11 protein-coding genes are annotated in these 15,836 nt (G+C 44.8%); 6 read left to right on the top strand and 5 right to left on the bottom strand.

Annotation, left to right across the window (positions count from 1 at the left end; translation table 11 throughout):
• The first annotated feature begins 153 nt into the window (after positions 1-153).
• The 4 genes from htpG to ACKLNH_RS02050 all read left to right on the top strand — a co-directional run bounded on the left by htpG (position 154) and on the right by ACKLNH_RS02050 (position 5,349).
• Positions 154-2,061 carry a molecular chaperone HtpG gene (gene htpG / locus ACKLNH_RS02065; protein ID WP_413110567.1) on the top strand — a complete coding sequence of 636 codons (1,908 nt, stop codon included), beginning with the start codon at positions 154-156 and terminating at the stop codon, positions 2,059-2,061.
• A 134-nt stretch (positions 2,062-2,195) separates the two neighbouring features.
• Entirely contained in the window at positions 2,196-2,840 is a 645-nt protein-coding gene (adk, locus tag ACKLNH_RS02060) for an adenylate kinase (protein WP_413110566.1), read from the top strand.
• A gap of 75 nt (positions 2,841-2,915) precedes the next feature.
• Positions 2,916-3,881: a ferrochelatase gene (hemH, locus tag ACKLNH_RS02055; RefSeq protein WP_413110565.1), complete on the top strand. Its 966-nt coding sequence runs from the start codon at positions 2,916-2,918 to the stop codon at positions 3,879-3,881.
• Positions 3,882-4,044: 163 nt separating this feature from the next.
• Positions 4,045-5,349, top strand: coding sequence for an inosine/guanosine kinase (locus ACKLNH_RS02050; protein ID WP_413110564.1), 1,305 nt, complete (start codon positions 4,045-4,047; stop codon positions 5,347-5,349).
• A gap of 69 nt (positions 5,350-5,418) precedes the next feature.
• Here the strand turns inward: ACKLNH_RS02050 and asnB are convergent, their stop codons facing one another.
• The 5 genes from asnB to nagB all read right to left on the bottom strand — a co-directional run bounded on the left by asnB (position 5,419) and on the right by nagB (position 12,185).
• Complete coding sequence (gene asnB, locus ACKLNH_RS02045; protein WP_413110563.1) at positions 5,419-7,086, bottom strand: asparagine synthase B; 1,668 nt, start codon at positions 7,084-7,086, stop codon at positions 5,419-5,421.
• 236 nt (positions 7,087-7,322) lie between these two features.
• Positions 7,323-8,903, bottom strand: a complete 1,581-nt coding sequence (locus ACKLNH_RS02040) for a cation:proton antiporter domain-containing protein (RefSeq protein WP_413110562.1) — start codon at positions 8,901-8,903, stop codon at positions 7,323-7,325.
• Positions 8,904-9,011: 108 nt separating this feature from the next.
• Positions 9,012-10,238, bottom strand: coding sequence for a DNA-binding transcriptional regulator NagC (gene nagC, locus ACKLNH_RS02035; RefSeq protein WP_413110561.1), 1,227 nt, complete (start codon positions 10,236-10,238; stop codon positions 9,012-9,014).
• The gene (gene nagA / locus ACKLNH_RS02030; RefSeq protein ID WP_413110560.1) at positions 10,238-11,374 is read right to left on the bottom strand and encodes an N-acetylglucosamine-6-phosphate deacetylase; all 1,137 of its coding nucleotides are present in this window, start codon (positions 11,372-11,374) and stop codon (positions 10,238-10,240) included. The genes nagC and nagA overlap by 1 nt, the downstream gene beginning before the upstream one ends.
• A 10-nt stretch (positions 11,375-11,384) precedes the next feature.
• The gene (nagB, locus tag ACKLNH_RS02025) at positions 11,385-12,185 is read right to left on the bottom strand and encodes a glucosamine-6-phosphate deaminase (protein ID WP_413110559.1); all 801 of its coding nucleotides are present in this window, start codon (positions 12,183-12,185) and stop codon (positions 11,385-11,387) included.
• Positions 12,186-12,437: 252 nt separating this feature from the next.
• Between nagB and nagE the strand changes: the two genes are divergently transcribed.
• Positions 12,438-13,802, top strand: coding sequence for an N-acetylglucosamine-specific PTS transporter subunit IIBC (nagE, locus tag ACKLNH_RS02020; protein WP_413110558.1), 1,365 nt, complete (start codon positions 12,438-12,440; stop codon positions 13,800-13,802).
• Positions 13,803-14,164: 362 nt separating this feature from the next.
• Positions 14,165-15,829, top strand: coding sequence for a glutamine--tRNA ligase (glnS, locus tag ACKLNH_RS02015; protein ID WP_413110557.1), 1,665 nt, complete (start codon positions 14,165-14,167; stop codon positions 15,827-15,829).
• Positions 15,830-15,836: the final 7 nt, after the last annotated feature.

Below are 15,836 nucleotides of genomic sequence, written 5' to 3'. Positions count from 1 at the left end.
GCATTCTAGTCCCAGTTACCAGTATACCTGGCATAACTGAAGAGGCTAAAAAAAAGCTCAATTTTATAAAGATGCACATTTTAGGTTGAAAACGACCAATTTGACCACATCTAAATCAATGAATGACTAAATAAAACAATTTTTGAGGCTTAAATGAGTGAAAAAACAATGGTGAAAGGAAACAAGGAAACCCGTGGCTTTCAATCAGAAGTGAAACAGCTTCTCCATTTGATGATTCATTCTCTCTATTCCAATAAAGAAATTTTCTTACGAGAGTTAATATCAAATGCGTCCGATGCTGCAGACAAACTGCGTTTTAAAGCACTATCTGATACGTCTCTATATGGGGATGATGCAGAGTTAGGCGTGAAACTGTCTTTTGATAAGGATGCCAGAACGCTAACGATTAGTGATAACGGTGTTGGTATGACTCGCGACGATGTCGTGGAACATTTAGGGACTATCGCTAAGTCAGGCACCGCCGAGTTTTTTAGTCAGCTTTCAGAGGATCAATCGAAAGATTCTCAATTGATTGGTCAGTTTGGTGTTGGTTTCTATTCAGCCTTTATTGTCGCAGATGCCGTTACGGTCAGAACTCGAGCTGCTGGTGCTGGTGATGATGAGGCTGTTGAGTGGCACTCCGAGGGTGAAGGAGACTATAGTGTCGAAACGATCCAAAAAGACTCTCGTGGTACTGACATCGTGTTGCATTTGCGAGAAGGCGAAGAAGAGTTTCTTAATGAATACCGCTTACGTGAAGTTATCGGTAAATACTCTGATCATATTGGCATCCCTGTTTCTATCTTTACCACTGAGTACGACGAAGAAGGCAAAGCGGGAGAGAGTAAGTGGGAGCAGATCAATAAAGCGCAAGCGTTATGGACGCGCAATAAAGCAGATATCTCAGACGATGAGTATAAAGAGTTCTACAAGCATATCGCGCACGACTTTTCCGACCCTCTATTGTGGAGCCATAACCGCGTAGAAGGAAAGCAAGATTACACGAGCCTGCTTTATGTACCAACCAAAGCACCGTGGGATATGTATAACCGTGATCAAAAGCATGGCTTAAAACTGTATGTGCAGCGTGTTTTCATCATGGATGATGCGGATCAGTTTATGCCGGGCTACCTACGCTTTATGCGTGGTTTGATTGACTCAAATGATCTGCCTTTGAATGTGTCACGAGAGATCCTACAAGACACCAAAGTAACCCAGTCATTACGTAACGCACTGACTAAGAGAGCATTAACCATGCTTGATCGCTTAGGCAATAACGATAAAGAAAACTATCAAGCGTTCTGGAATGAGTTTGGGCAAGTACTAAAAGAAGGGCCGGCGGAAGACAACGCCAACCGCGATAAGGTCGCTAAGCTGCTACGCTTTGCCTCAACACACAATGACTCATCAGAGCAGACGGTTTCACTGGTCGAGTACATTGAACGTATGAAAGACGGGCAGGATAAGATTTATTACCTTACAGCAGACTCTTACAATGCTGCTAAAAACAGCCCGCATTTAGAGCAATTCCGAACGAAAGGGCTGGAAGTGATCTTAATGTATGATCGTATCGATGAGTGGTTGATGGGTTACCTCACCGAGTTTGACGGTAAATCGTTCCAGTCGATCTCGAAAGCGAACCTCGATCTCAGTCAATTTGATGACGAAGAGCAAAAAGAAGCACAAAAAGAGAAAGAGGAGGCGTTTAGTTCTGTTGTGGAGCGTCTATCTAGCTACTTTGGCGAGCGTGTCAAAGAAGTGCGTCCAACGTTCAAATTAACCGAAACGCCAGCAGTGGTTGTAACTGACGAGTTTGCCATGGGCACACAGATGGCTAAATTGCTGGCAGCAGCGGGCCAAGAAGCACCAGAAGTACAGTACATTTTAGAGGTAAACCCTGATCATGTACTGGTGAGTATGATGGCAGATGAAGCTGATGAAGAGCAGTTTGGCCGTTGGGCTGAATGGCTACTAGGGCAGGCTATGCTAGCAGAGCGTGGTGCGATGGAAGACCCAAGTGTTTTCCTTACTGCGTTGAATAAGTTATTGGCTAAAGTCTAATCAACATTCTTTATCAGTTCGTTTAGACTGATGCAAAGTGATAGCCCGGTAAATGTACCGGGCTTGATAGCGTGGCTTAATCAGTGTATTTTGCACGCTTTAGAGACACATCAACTTCTACAAAGGGGATTACAATGCGCATCATTCTTCTGGGCGCTCCAGGTGCAGGTAAAGGCACACAAGCTCAGTTCATTATGGATAAATTTGGTATTCCACAAATTTCTACTGGCGATATGTTACGAGCTGCCATCAAAGCAGGCACTGAAATGGGTAAACAGGCGAAAGCCGTTATCGATGCAGGTCAACTGGTTTCTGATGACATCATTCTTGGCCTAGTTAAAGAGCGTATTTCTCAAGATGATTGCGAGAAAGGTTTCTTGCTAGATGGTTTCCCTCGCACCATTCCTCAGGCTGACGGCTTGAAAGAGATTGGCGTAGAAGTTGATTATGTTCTTGAGTTTGACGTTGCGGATAGTGTTATCGTTGAGCGTATGGCTGGTCGTCGTGCGCACTTGGCGTCAGGTCGTACTTACCATGTTGTCTTTAATCCGCCTCAAGTTGAAGGAAAAGATGATGTTACTGGTGAAGACCTAGTGGTACGTGATGACGATAAAGAAGAGACAGTACGTGCTCGTCTAGGTGTTTATCACGAGCAAACTGCACCACTAATTGCCTACTACACCAAAGAAGCTGAAATCGGCAACACAAAGTACCTGAAGTTCGACGGTACTAAGAAAGTTGCAGAAGTGAGTGCTGAGATTGAAAAAGCGCTTGCATAATTAGTGCGAACCGACTGAAATAAAACGGGTTGACTGATAGTCAGCCCGTTTTTATTTTGGGACAAGGACAGAGCCATGATGGATCGCATTGGCGTGCTATTGATTAACCTCGGCACTCCGCAACAACCTGAGCCTTCGGCGGTGAAGGCGTTTTTAGCTGAATTTCTGCACGATCAGCGAGTCGTCGATATGACCCGTTGGCTTTGGTGCCCACTGCTACATGGAATTATTCTTCCTTTTCGCTCTCCTAAAGTGGCTCGTCTCTATCGTAAAATTTGGACAGCCGAGGGATCGCCGCTGTTAGCAAACTCTATTCGTCAACGTGATCGTCTGCAAGAGGTCATCGATATGCCTGTAGCTGTTGGTATGACGTATGGTCAGCCATCCATTGACCTTGCGCTAGAGGAGTTAGAGTCGCAAGGGTGTACAAAGGTACTGGTGCTCCCTTTATATCCACAATTTAGCGCTACCACCACGGCGGCTGGCATTGATAAATTGGCACAGGCGCTACAACGACGTTCCAATTTGCCAGAAATGCGCACAGTGAATCACTACTATCAGCAACCGCTCTATGTGGACGCATTAGCACAATCGGTACGTGACTACTGGGAAGTGCATGGAGAGAGTGATTATTTATTGTGCTCATATCACGGCATCCCTCAGCGATATTCGGATAATGGCGATCCGTATGCGGGTCATTGTGTGCAGACCAGTTATCAGCTTCAGCAAGCATTGGCATTAGAAGACGATCAGTTTGGTATGAGTTACCAGTCTATCTTTGGGCGTGAAGAGTGGCTAAAGCCTTATACAGAACAGACGCTCATCGCGCTAGCAAGGTCGGGAACCAAGCGTATTGACGTGATTACTCCCGCGTTTGCCAGTGACTGTTTAGAAACGTTAGAAGAGATAGCGATTCAGTGCCGTGATACTTTTATCCAGCATGGTGGAGAACAGCTACGTTTGATTCCATGTTTAAATGATCGCGATGATCATATTGCTCTATTGACTCATGTTATTCATCATCATACGAAGGAGTGGTGATCCAATTTGTGATGAGTTGGCAAAAATGAACGCATGAGACACAAAAAAACTGGACATATTGATTGGGTAGGTGAGGAATTACAATAATTTCTGCCGCCAATGGTTGGTTGTTCTATATTGTGTGGTAGAATCCCGACGTTTTTTGCCACCGTATTCGAAGACAATGAAATTTCCTGGTCAACGTAAATCAAAACATTACTTTCCGGTTCATGCTCGTGACCCGTTACTGAGTCAAACCAAGCCTCAGAAGAAATTAGCCCGTCCGCACATTATCGGTATTGACCAGACACTGGTAGATATTGAAGCGCGTGTTGATGACGAATTCGTACAGCGCTATGGTCTGAGCAAAGGGCATTCGTTGGTTATCGATGATGTTAAAGCGGAAAATCTGTATCAGGAGTTAAAACAGAATGACTTGATCAGTCATGAGTTTGCTGGTGGTACGATTGGCAATACGCTGCACAACTACTCTGTGCTGGCTGATGATAAATCAATCCTGTTGGGTGTAATGAGCCAAGAGATCGCGATCGGCAGCTATGCTTACCGCTATCTTTGTAATACATCCAGCCGAATGGACTTGAACTATTTACAACCGGTTCACGGCCCGATTGGACGCTGTTTTACCTTGATATCTCAAGATGGTGAGCGGACATTTGCCATTAATGGTGGGTTGATCAATCAACTTCAACCAAACAATGTGCCAGAGAAGATCTTTGAGAAAGCCTCAGCACTGGTTATTTCTGCGTATCTTGTACGCTGTAATGACGATGAACCGATGCTAGATGCCACCATGCAGGCAATAGAATACGCCAAGCAGCATGATGTACCTGTGGTATTGACCCTAGGGACGAAGCATGTCATCGAAGGCAACATTGAGTGGTGGCAGGCGTTCCTTAAGGAACACGTCACAGTTGTTGCGATGAATGAGGAAGAAGGCGAAGCACTTACTGGTGAAAAAGATCCGTTAATGGCGGCGTCAATTGCCCTAGACTGGGTTGACCTCGTACTGTGTACGGCAGGGCCTGTTGGTCTGTTCATGGCTGGTTATACCGAAGAATCGGCAAAGCGAGAGACAACACTGCCTCTGCTGCCGGGTGAAATCGCAGAATTTAACCGTTATGAATTTAGCCGTCCAATGTTGAAAGGTAAGTGCGAGAATCCAATGAAGGTGTACTCGCATATTGCACCTTATATGGGGGGCCCTGAACAGATTAAAAATACCAATGGTGCAGGTGATGGCGCTTTGTCTGCACTTCTGCATGATATGTCTGCGAACCGGTATCATCGTGATAATGTTCCGCGCTCAAGCAAGCATAATCATGAGTTCTTAACTTACTCTTCGTTTTCACAAGTGTGTAAGTACTCTAACCGCGTGAGCTACGAGGTGCTAAAACAGCATTCTCCTCGTTTGTCTCGTGGTCTACCTGAACGCGAAGATAGCTTAGAAGAAGCCTACTGGGAACGTTAAGCACAATCGCTCTATCAACAATAAAAAAGCAGCCAATGGCTGCTTTTTTGTTATTTGCCACCGGCGGCGTTAATAGGCTTTGTTGTGCACGGCTTTAACGGCGCGACCTGAAGGGTCGGCATTATCTTTGAACGACGCATCCCATTCAATGGCTTTTGCGCTAGAACACGCCACGGAAGGACCACCAGGCACACATTTAGCGGCATCTTCTAACGGGAATAGCTCCTCGAAGACCTCGCGGTACATGTAACCCTCTTTCGTGGTCGGTGTGTTATAAGGGAAACGGTAGGCTGCGGTGTCCATTTGTTGGTCAGAGACACGACTTGCCGCCGTTTCACGTAGGGTATCGATCCAACTATAACCTACGCCATCAGAGAATTGCTCTTTTTGGCGCCAAACCACCTCTTCGGGCAGATAATCTTCAAAACATTCGCGAATAATGTGTTTTTCCATTTTGCCATTGCCACACATTTTATCGTTAGGGTTAACGCGCATCGCAACGTCAAGAAACTCTTTATCAAGGAAAGGAACACGTGCCTCGACACCCCACGCCGCCATTGATTTATTGGCGCGCGCACAGTCAAACATATTGAGCGCGAGTAGCTTACGCACGGTTTCTTCATGGAATTCCTGTGCGTTGGGTGCTTTGTGAAAATAGAGGTAGCCGCCAAAGACTTCATCTGCCCCTTCACCAGACAGCACCATCTTAATGCCCATCGCGCGTATTTTCCGTGCCATTAAGTACATGGGTGTTGAGGCGCGAATGGTTGTAACATCATAAGTTTCGATGTGATAAATAACATCGCGGATAGCATCTAGCCCTTCTTGAATCGTATAAGTCAGTTCATGGTGAACTGTTCCTAAATGATCGGCGACCTTTCTTGCCGCTTTTAGGTCAGGAGCACCTTCAAGGCCAATGGCGAAAGAGTGCAGGGTTGGCCACCATGCTTGGGACTGACTGTCATCTTCAATACGCTTTGACGCAAACTGCTTGGTGATAGCAGAGATAACAGACGAATCGAGGCCACCAGATAGCAACACACCATAGGGAACATCAGTCATTAGTTGGCGTTTTACGGCATCTTCAAGCGCTTGTTTTAGCGCTGCCTTATCAGTGCTATTGTCTTTTACCTCATCGAAAGCCATCCACTCGCGTTTGTAATAGTGCTGTGGTTCTTTACCAGCTTGCGACCACACAAAACTACCTGGAGGGAATTCACTGATGCTGCGGCAAACAGGAACTAATGCCTTCATTTCCGATGCGACATAGTAATTTCCGTGCTCATCATAGCCATGATAAAGAGGAATGATCCCAATATGGTCACGACCAATTAAATAGGCATCCTTCTCTGCGTCATACAAAATAAAGGCGAAAATACCATTTAGGTAGTCCAGTAGTTCCGGGCCTTTCTCTTCGTATAGGGCAAGAATGATTTCACAGTCTGACTCTGTTTGAAATGCATAGTCAGGGCACAGTGTGTGACGAAGTTCTTTGTGGTTATAGATCTCACCATTAACCGCCAATGCATGGCTTTTATCTTGGTTATAGAGTGGTTGTTCGCCACTATTTAAATCGACGATCGCAAGGCGCTCATGCACCAGTATTGCTTTATCTGAAGAGTAAATTCCTGACCAGTCGGGGCCACGATGGCGCATTTTTTTTGACAATTCAAGCGCGGTTTCCCTTAGTCTTGTCGCGTCACTTTTTATATCGAGAACACCAAATATTGAACACATACATCCCTCACATTATCGTTACTGGTTCTATGTTGTGAAAAGGTTAACTTTCTTTCCTGTTCTTCACTTTGCCATTTCATTTATGTAATGCAATAGTAAGTTGAGAAAAAAGGATTAAAGAGGGGTGTAAGTAGATATTATTTACAAAAAGTGGATATTATGTGAATAATATATATGGTAAGGTTAAAAAAGTGCCACTAATGTGGCACGAATTAAAGGGGGTAGGGGAAAGCAGGCTAAGGAGTCGGTGAACTCAATTCTTGGGTGACATGGCGAGCGAAACCACTGCCAGCTTCGCGGTAGATATTTAAGGCGACATCAGCCCCGTTATCTAACAGTTGCTCTACCTCATCGGCATACTTAGCAATGGCAGCAATTTTGCCGCGATATTGACTACGTGTGATCTGTTTTAATGCGCGCATATTGGCATGGCTGTGAGGCATTGCGAGTAAGATAAGTTCAACTTGTTGCTTTGATACAACGCGCGCCCAGAAGTCGGTATCAATCGCATCGCCCATCATTACATTGCGCTGTTGGCGCTGATGATGAGCGACGGTTTCAACTCGAGTGTCAATACCGAGCAATTGGCCGTTATAGGCGGGCATTAATTCATCATAAGCACCGGTTCCAATTCGACCCATGCCGAGAATCAGTACTCTGGCTGTCCCAAAGTCAATCAGGCGATCATCTGGGTTTAGCGTGTTTGCAGTATGCTCGGTAAACCATCGGCTCGTCTTTTGATATATCAAGTGACCAATATCATTCATTGGTGCTGCTAAAATAAAAGAGAAGGAGACAGCGATGGCGATGGCAGCTAATAGGTTTCCAGGTAACCAACCAAGCTTATAGGCGAGGCCGCCAACAATAAGACCAAACTCGCTGTAATTACACAGTGCGAGGGTACCTAGTGTTGCTGTGCGTAGACGGAATCGACTATAGCGCAAAATAACAAAATAGAGTGCGGCTTTAAAAGGTAACAATAGAATGAGCAGTGAGGCAAAGCCAATGGCTTGCAATGTTGGTGCTTCTGCCAGTCCGATATTAAGGAAAAAGCAGACCAATAATAGTTCTTTAATATTAAACAGCGACTTGGAGAGCTCTGATGCCTTGGAGTGACCCGCTAAAAGCATACCGAATACAAGTGCTCCAAGGTCAGCTTTTAGTCCGACGAATTCAAATAGCCCTGCACCAAAGAGCAGAGCAAAAACAATACCACTTAAGACGAGCATTTCGCCGTGGCCGCAACGATCGAGTAAGTAGTAGAAAAATGGACGTAAGAGTGGCAATGCGAATAGGGCTAAGGCGTATATCTCTGGAACTTTGCCCGTCGAAGCGGTTAAAAAGATGACCGCAAAAACATCCTGCATTACCAAAAAGGCAATCGCGATAGCGCCGTAGGTTGCATTTAATTCGCCTTTTTCCTGTAATACTTTTACAGCAAACACGGTACTGGAAAAAGAGAGCGCAAAGCCGAGTAATAATAGCTCACTGAATACTAATGGTGCCAAGATAGTGATGCCCATTTTTTGCAAGGCAAATAATGCGGCCAGAAAAAAGAGGCTCGAAAGCAGATTATGCGCAGTGGCTCCTGCCCAAACACTGCGTTTTAGCAACAGTTTAATGTCGAGCTTTAATCCGATGGTAAAGAGAAGTAAGGTAACGCCGAGATCCGCAATGCTCTCTAGTAATGGCGAAGCGCTAAAGCCGAGTAAGCGCAGAATAAACCCAGCAATAAGGAAGCCAATCATAGGCGGAAGTTTACAGCGCAGTGCCAAAAAGCCTAAAAAGAAGGCAGAGGCAAGAAAAAGAAGTTCCATGATATTGAGTTGTCCCTGTCAACGATGCACTTATAGCACCTAGGTGCGGCAGGAACTATAGCATAAAGAGGCAAAGAATTGGCGGCTCTTTATGCTAATGAAAGAACGTTATTTGCTTGGTGATTCGAGCATTTTTTGCAATAAGACTCCATTAAGCATGGCACGTTTTATGATGGAGAAAGAGCCGATCGTTCGTTGACCGTATAAGTCTGAGGTTGCAATTTCTAGGTTCTGGTTAAAATTGCTTAGCGATTGTGTATGGATGCAGCGTTTAATTGCAGGAAACAATAACTCTTTTGCCTCTGTGATTTCACCAGCTAAGATAATTTTCTGCGGGTTAAACAAGTTGATGGTGATTGCAAGTGCTTTTCCCAGATGGTTTCCAACTTTAACAAGTACTTGTTTAGCAAGTTCATCGCCATTATTTGCGGCTTGGCAAACCCCTGCGATAGTTATGTTCTCGTGAGATTGAAGCTCACTGGCAAAGCCTTGTGCGAGCGCCTTTTCTACTTGAGCAATAATGGCAGGGTTGGCTGCAACGGTTTCTAGGCAACCAAAATTACCACATTGGCACTTATCTCCAAGAGGATCGATTTGAATGTGACCGATTTCGCCAACATTTCGATTATGACCAAGGAAAACTTGACCATTAACGATAATACCCGCACCAGTACCATTATGAACACTAACCAAAATAGAGTCATGACAGTCTTTGCTTGCACCAAAGTAGTGCTCTGCTAATGCTAACGCCCTAATATCATTGCCCACAAACGAGGTCACGCCAAAGACCTCTTTGAGCTCTTCGCCTAAAGAAAGACGATCAACTCGAATATTTGGCATGTACTCAACAATGCCTGTTTCTGGGTTGATAAGGCCGGGTAGGGTTACACCAATCGCGACGAGCTCTATAATATTGTGTTGATGTTGCTCGATAAAATCTTGAATTCGAGCAATAACCCCATTTACGAGTTCATGACTGTCTATGTAATTAAATTTGTCGCTACTGCTTTGTAGGGCTTTGCCGCTGAGATCATATAACGTGATATCAATATAGTTTCGTCCAATTCGAACACAGACGGCATGAAAGGGAGACGACTCTGTTGTGAGTGAAATGGCTCTTCGTCCCCCGGTTGAAGCTTGTTGCGCGACCTCTTTGATGAGACCGCGCTCCAATAATTGGCGGGTGATTTTGGTAACACTCGCAGGTGCAAGTTGACTGACTTCAGCGACTTGGATTCGAGATATCGGCCCTTGCTGGTCAATCAAGCGGTAAACCGCTGCACTGTTGAGCTGCTTTACTAAATCTACGTTACCTATTTGTCCGCCATTCTTCATTAATTTTTCTCGTATTCGCCGTTGACGATTGTCGCAAGAACAGTGAAGTTACGATCAAAAATAGTCATGTTGGCCACATGGCCTTTTTTGAGCATACCGAGTTTATTGTCGGTACCAATAGCGCGTGCTGGATAGAGCGTTGCCATTCGTAGAGCTTCGTCCAATGCGATGCCTGCATGTTCAACACAATTTTGAACTGCTTCAATCATTGTTAGTGCTGATCCACCAAGTGTGCCATTTTCATCAACACACTTCCCATCTCGGTAATATACTTTCTTGCCGACAAAAATAAAGTGATCCATATCAGCACCTGCTGGAGCTGTGGCATCGGTCACTAAAACCAGCTTGTCACCTTTCAATTTTTGTGCGATACGAATGTTTGCATAGTCAACATGATAGCCGTCAGCGATCACACCAGCATAGACATCAGGAGAGTCATAGATAGCACCAACCATGCCGGGCTCTCGCCCCATCATTGGTGTCATAGCATTGAATAAATGCGTCGCGAAACTGATTCCGGCATCAAATCCTTTACGTGCTTCTTTGTAAGTGGCATTGGTATGGCCTGCAGACACAACAACACCAGCGGTAGCGAGTTTTTCAATGTGCTCTGCTGGCGTTTGTTCTGGAGCAAGGGTCACCTTAGCAACGACATCGGCATTGTCACAGATATAATCAATCATAGCGTCGTTAGAACGGCGGATATAATCGGTGCTATGAATGCCTTTTTTCAATACGTTGAGATAAGGTCCTTCTAAATGTAGACCCAGAGAATGGTTCGCGTATTGGCTTTGATATTCACGCGTAGCGGCGATCGCTGCTTTCATGTCTTCGTCAGATGACGTGATCAACGTTGGCAAAAAGCTAGTACAGCCAGATTTTAGGTTTGCGCGATGCATTGTTTGCATCGTTTCTGCGGTGATTTCGTCATTGAGCATTACACCACCACAGCCATTTAGCTGTAAATCGATAAAGCCAGGGCTAATGTTGGCCCCTTGTAAGTCAATAACTTGTGTGTTCGGCGGTAGCTCATCGTGTTTAACGATTGAGTGGATAAGACCACCGTCCACTAGAACGGCGTGGTCATCCAGCACATCGCTACCGGTGTAGATTCGGCATTGGGTCAGCGCGTACATGGAATTATCCTTAAATGTTATTAATATTATCAGCTTCCAGTTCTTGGAAGTATTTTACAGTTTTAACTTTAAGCTCTTGTGTTGCAGGCTCATCACAAACAATTAAAGACTTAGGGTGTAGCTGAAGTGCCGAGACAGTCCAAAGGTGGTTAACTGAGCCTTCAACAGCAGCTTCTAATGCTTGTGCTTTACCGTGACCGGTAACAAGTATCATGATTTCTTCTGAGTCAAGCAACGTGCCAACACCAATGGTTAGCGCATATTTTGGTACTTGGTTGATATCACCGTCAAAGAAGCGCGAGTTAGCGATTCGCGTGTCTTCTGTTAATGTTTTGATGCGAGTGCGAGAAGCAAGTGAAGATGCTGGTTCATTAAAAGCGATATGACCATCATTACCAACACCGCCCATAAAGAGATGAATGCGACCATAAGATTTGATCTTCTCTTCATAGCGTTGACACTCGACGGTGATATCTTCAGCATTTCCGTTGAGGAGGTTAATATTTTCCTCTTGAATATCAACGTGATTGAAGAAGTTATTATACATGAAACTGCGGTATGACTCAGGGTGATCTGCAGGAATGCCAATGTACTCATCCATATTGAATGTGACCACGTGTTTAAAGCTTACTTCGCCTTGATTATAAAGCTCGATAAGGCGCTTATAAGTAGCGAGTGGTGTGCCACCAGTTGGCAGGCCAAGAATGAATGGGCGTTCAGCAGTTGGTTGATAAGCATTGATTCTATCTGCAATGTATCGAGCTGACCAAAGGCCTACGTCTGCTGATTTAGATAACGGGATTAGTCTCACGGTAATACCTCTTACATAGAAATTGATATCGGATCATGGTGTCCTTTCTGATTAATTTGAATCATAAAATAAGTTTTATGATCTGGCTAGCAAAATCATCGCTATTTGGTTGGTTCTGGTGATAATGATCACATTTAGGGAGGTTTTAATTTGCGGGGCGAAATTAAAAGAATACACTGCAGGTGACTTAATCGGATAACAAAAAAAAGTTATCGGCTAAAAATCTAAGAAACCACACAGGGGGAATGAAAGGTGAATATTCTTGGGTATCTTCAAAAACTAGGTAAAGCATTAATGCTTCCTATCGCAGTACTTCCAGTTGCAGCACTATTGCTACGTCTGGGTCAGCCTGATTTATTAGGCATTCCATTTATGGCGACAGCAGGTGGAGCAATTTTTGACCAGCTACCGTTACTATTTGGTTTGGGTATCGCAATTGGCTTGTCACATGATGGATCAGGTGCAGCAGGTCTTGCTGGTGCAGTGTCATTCTTTGTATTGACCGCCACAGCAACAAACATTAACGCTGATATTAATATGTCATTCTTTGGCGGTATTGTCGCTGGTGTTATTGCAGGCCACTCATACAACAAATTTTATAATACCCGTTTGCCAGAGTTTCTTGCATTCTTTGCCGGGAAGCGTTTAGTGCCTATTATGGCCGGCCTTATCGCGCTTGCGGTTGGTGCTGTTGCTGGTTTTGTATGGCCTTCTATCCAGTCAGGTATAGATGCATTCGGTCATGCAGTATCTGAATCAGGTGCAATTGGTCAATTCGTTTACGGTACATTGAACCGTGGTTTGATCCCTGTTGGTCTACACCATGTACTTAACTCGTACTTCTGGTTCGGCTTGGGCGAATTCCAAGGTGCAACGGGCGACCTTAACCGCTTCTTCGCGGGTGACCCAACTGCCGGGGTATTCATGGCTGGTTTCTTCCCAGTAATGATGTTTGGTCTTCCAGGTGCGGCACTTGCAATGTACCTAGCAGCGCCAGCTCACCGTCGTGCACAAGTTGGTGGCGCACTGTTCTCGGTTGCATTCTGTTCGTTCCTAACGGGCATTACAGAGCCTCTAGAGTTCATGTTTGTCTTCTTGGCACCTGCACTATATGCAATGCACGCAGTGTTCACGGGTCTGTCTCTTGTTGTTGCTAATATGTTTGGCACGCTACACGGCTTTGGTTTCTCGGCAGGTCTAATTGACTTTGTATTGAACTGGGGTCTAGCAACTAAGCCATTTACTCTACTGATGATTGGCCTAGCATTTGGTGCGCTTTACTTCTTTACCTTTAGTTTTGCAATCCGTGCATTCAACCTTAAGTCTCCAGGTCGTGAAGACGAGGAAGTTGAAGTTGGTGCGACCAATGTTGAAAACGGTGACCTAGCCCGTGAGTACCTAAGAGCACTTGGCGGTCGTGATAACCTAACAAACATTGATGCTTGTATTACACGTCTACGCTTAACGCTAAAAGACCGTTCTTTAGCTAACGAAGCAGAGCTTAAGAAACTGGGCGCGAAAGGTGTTGTTAAACTAGGTGATAACAACCTACAAGTTATTCTTGGTCCACTTGCTGAAATCATTGCAGGTGAAATGAAGAATATCCCAGCTGAGTAATAGCTGACAGATAGTCTGGCGGTCTCATTAAGAGACCGCTTCTTTATAGGGAGGTGATAACGTCTCTATAAAGAAGCGAGATGATAGGCATGAGTGTCGTTACCCCCGCTTTAACGAAGTAGAGACAACTTCAGATCAAAGACAACTGCTAAGTTTAACTTTGATAAATCGTCTATTCCTGAGTGAATGTTGTGTTTTTGGCTTTCGGTATGATTGCCTAAATTTTCTTTATCCCGCCGTTGGCGGGTTTTTTTTATCCAGATAGGCTCGAAACTGCCTCTAATAGTTGTGTCCATCGCTATTATTTGGGACGATAGGCAATTATCGCTATTTAAGACTGAATCACACGTGAGGTGTATTTGATGAGTGACTCTGATGCTCGTCCAACCAACTTTATCCGTAACATTATTGATACGGATTTAGACAGTGGCAAACATAACAACGTACATACTCGTTTTCCGCCAGAGCCGAATGGTTACTTACATATCGGACATGCGAAGTCGATCTGTTTGAACTTTGGTATCGCGCAAGACTATCAAGGCCAATGTAACTTGCGTTTTGATGATACTAACCCAGAAAAAGAAGATATCGAATACGTTGAGTCGATCAAGAACGATGTACGCTGGTTAGGTTTCCAATGGGACGGTGATATTTGCTATTCATCGAATTATTTTGACCAGCTTTATGGCTATGCTGTTGAGTTGATTAAAAAAGGCTTAGCTTATGTAGAAGAGCTTAATCCCGAAGAGATCCGCCAGTATCGCGGCACATTAACGCAGCCTGGTAAACATAGCCCATACCGAGAGCGCAGCGTTGAAGAGAACTTAGCGCTATTTGAAAAAATGCGCGATGGCGGTTTTGAAGAAGGTACCGCGTGTTTACGTGCGAAAATTGATATGGCGTCGCCATTTATGGTGATGCGCGATCCGGTACTTTATCGTGTGCGTTTTGCTCACCATCATCAAACTGGTGATAAGTGGTGCATCTATCCAATGTACGACTTTACACACTGTATCTCTGATGCATTAGAAGGTATTACTCACTCTTTGTGTACGTTGGAGTTCCAAGACAACCGCCGTTTATACGATTGGGTGCTTGAAAACATTACCATCGATTGCCAGCCGCGCCAATATGAGTTTAGTCGTCTAAACCTAGAATATACGGTGATGTCTAAGCGTAAGTTAAACCAGCTAGTAACGGAAAACTTGGTATCAGGATGGGATGACCCACGTATGCCAACGATATCCGGTTTGCGTCGTCGTGGCTTCACATCAGCATCTATTCGTGAGTTTTGTCAACGTATTGGGGTGACAAAACAAGAGAACACCATTGAGATGAGCTCGTTAGAGTCTTGTATTCGTGATGATTTGAACGAAAGTGCTCCGCGTGCGATGGCGGTTCTTGATCCGATTAAAGTGGTTATTGAAAACTTTGCTGGTGATATCGAGCAGCTTGAGGTTGCTAACCACCCAAACAAGCCGGAGATGGGGACGCGTCATGTTCCATTTAGCCGTGAGGTCTATATTGAGCGTGACGACTTCCGTGAAGAGGCCAATAAGAAGTATAAGCGTCTCGTGTTAGGGAAAGAAGTGCGACTTCGCGGTGCATATGTGATCAAAGCCGAGCGTATTGAAAAAGATGCAGACGGTAATGTAGAGACGATTTACTGTAGTTACGATAGCGAAACTCTGGGCAAAAACCCTGCGGATGGCCGCAAAGTAAAAGGCGTAATACATTGGGTTTCAGCTGAAGCTGGTGTACCTGCTGAAGTTCGTTTATATGATCGTTTGTTTACGGTGCCAAACCCAGCAGCAGCGGATGACTTTGTGTCAGTGATTAACGCAGACTCTCTAACGATTAAGCAAGGGGTGGTTGAGCCGTCTTTAGTTGAAGCGGAAGCGGAGCAAGCGTTTCAGTTTGAGCGTACCGGTTACTTCTGTGTAGATAGCAAAGATTCGAAGCAAGATGCCTTGGTATTTAACCGCACGGTTGGCCTGCGTGACACTTGGGCTAAAATTGGCGATTAAGCGTTTA

Source organism: Thaumasiovibrio clandestinus (genome assembly GCF_047250365.1).
GTDB lineage: Bacteria > Pseudomonadota > Gammaproteobacteria > Enterobacterales > Vibrionaceae > Thaumasiovibrio.
This window is presented reverse-complemented; position numbering and strand designations above follow the sequence as displayed.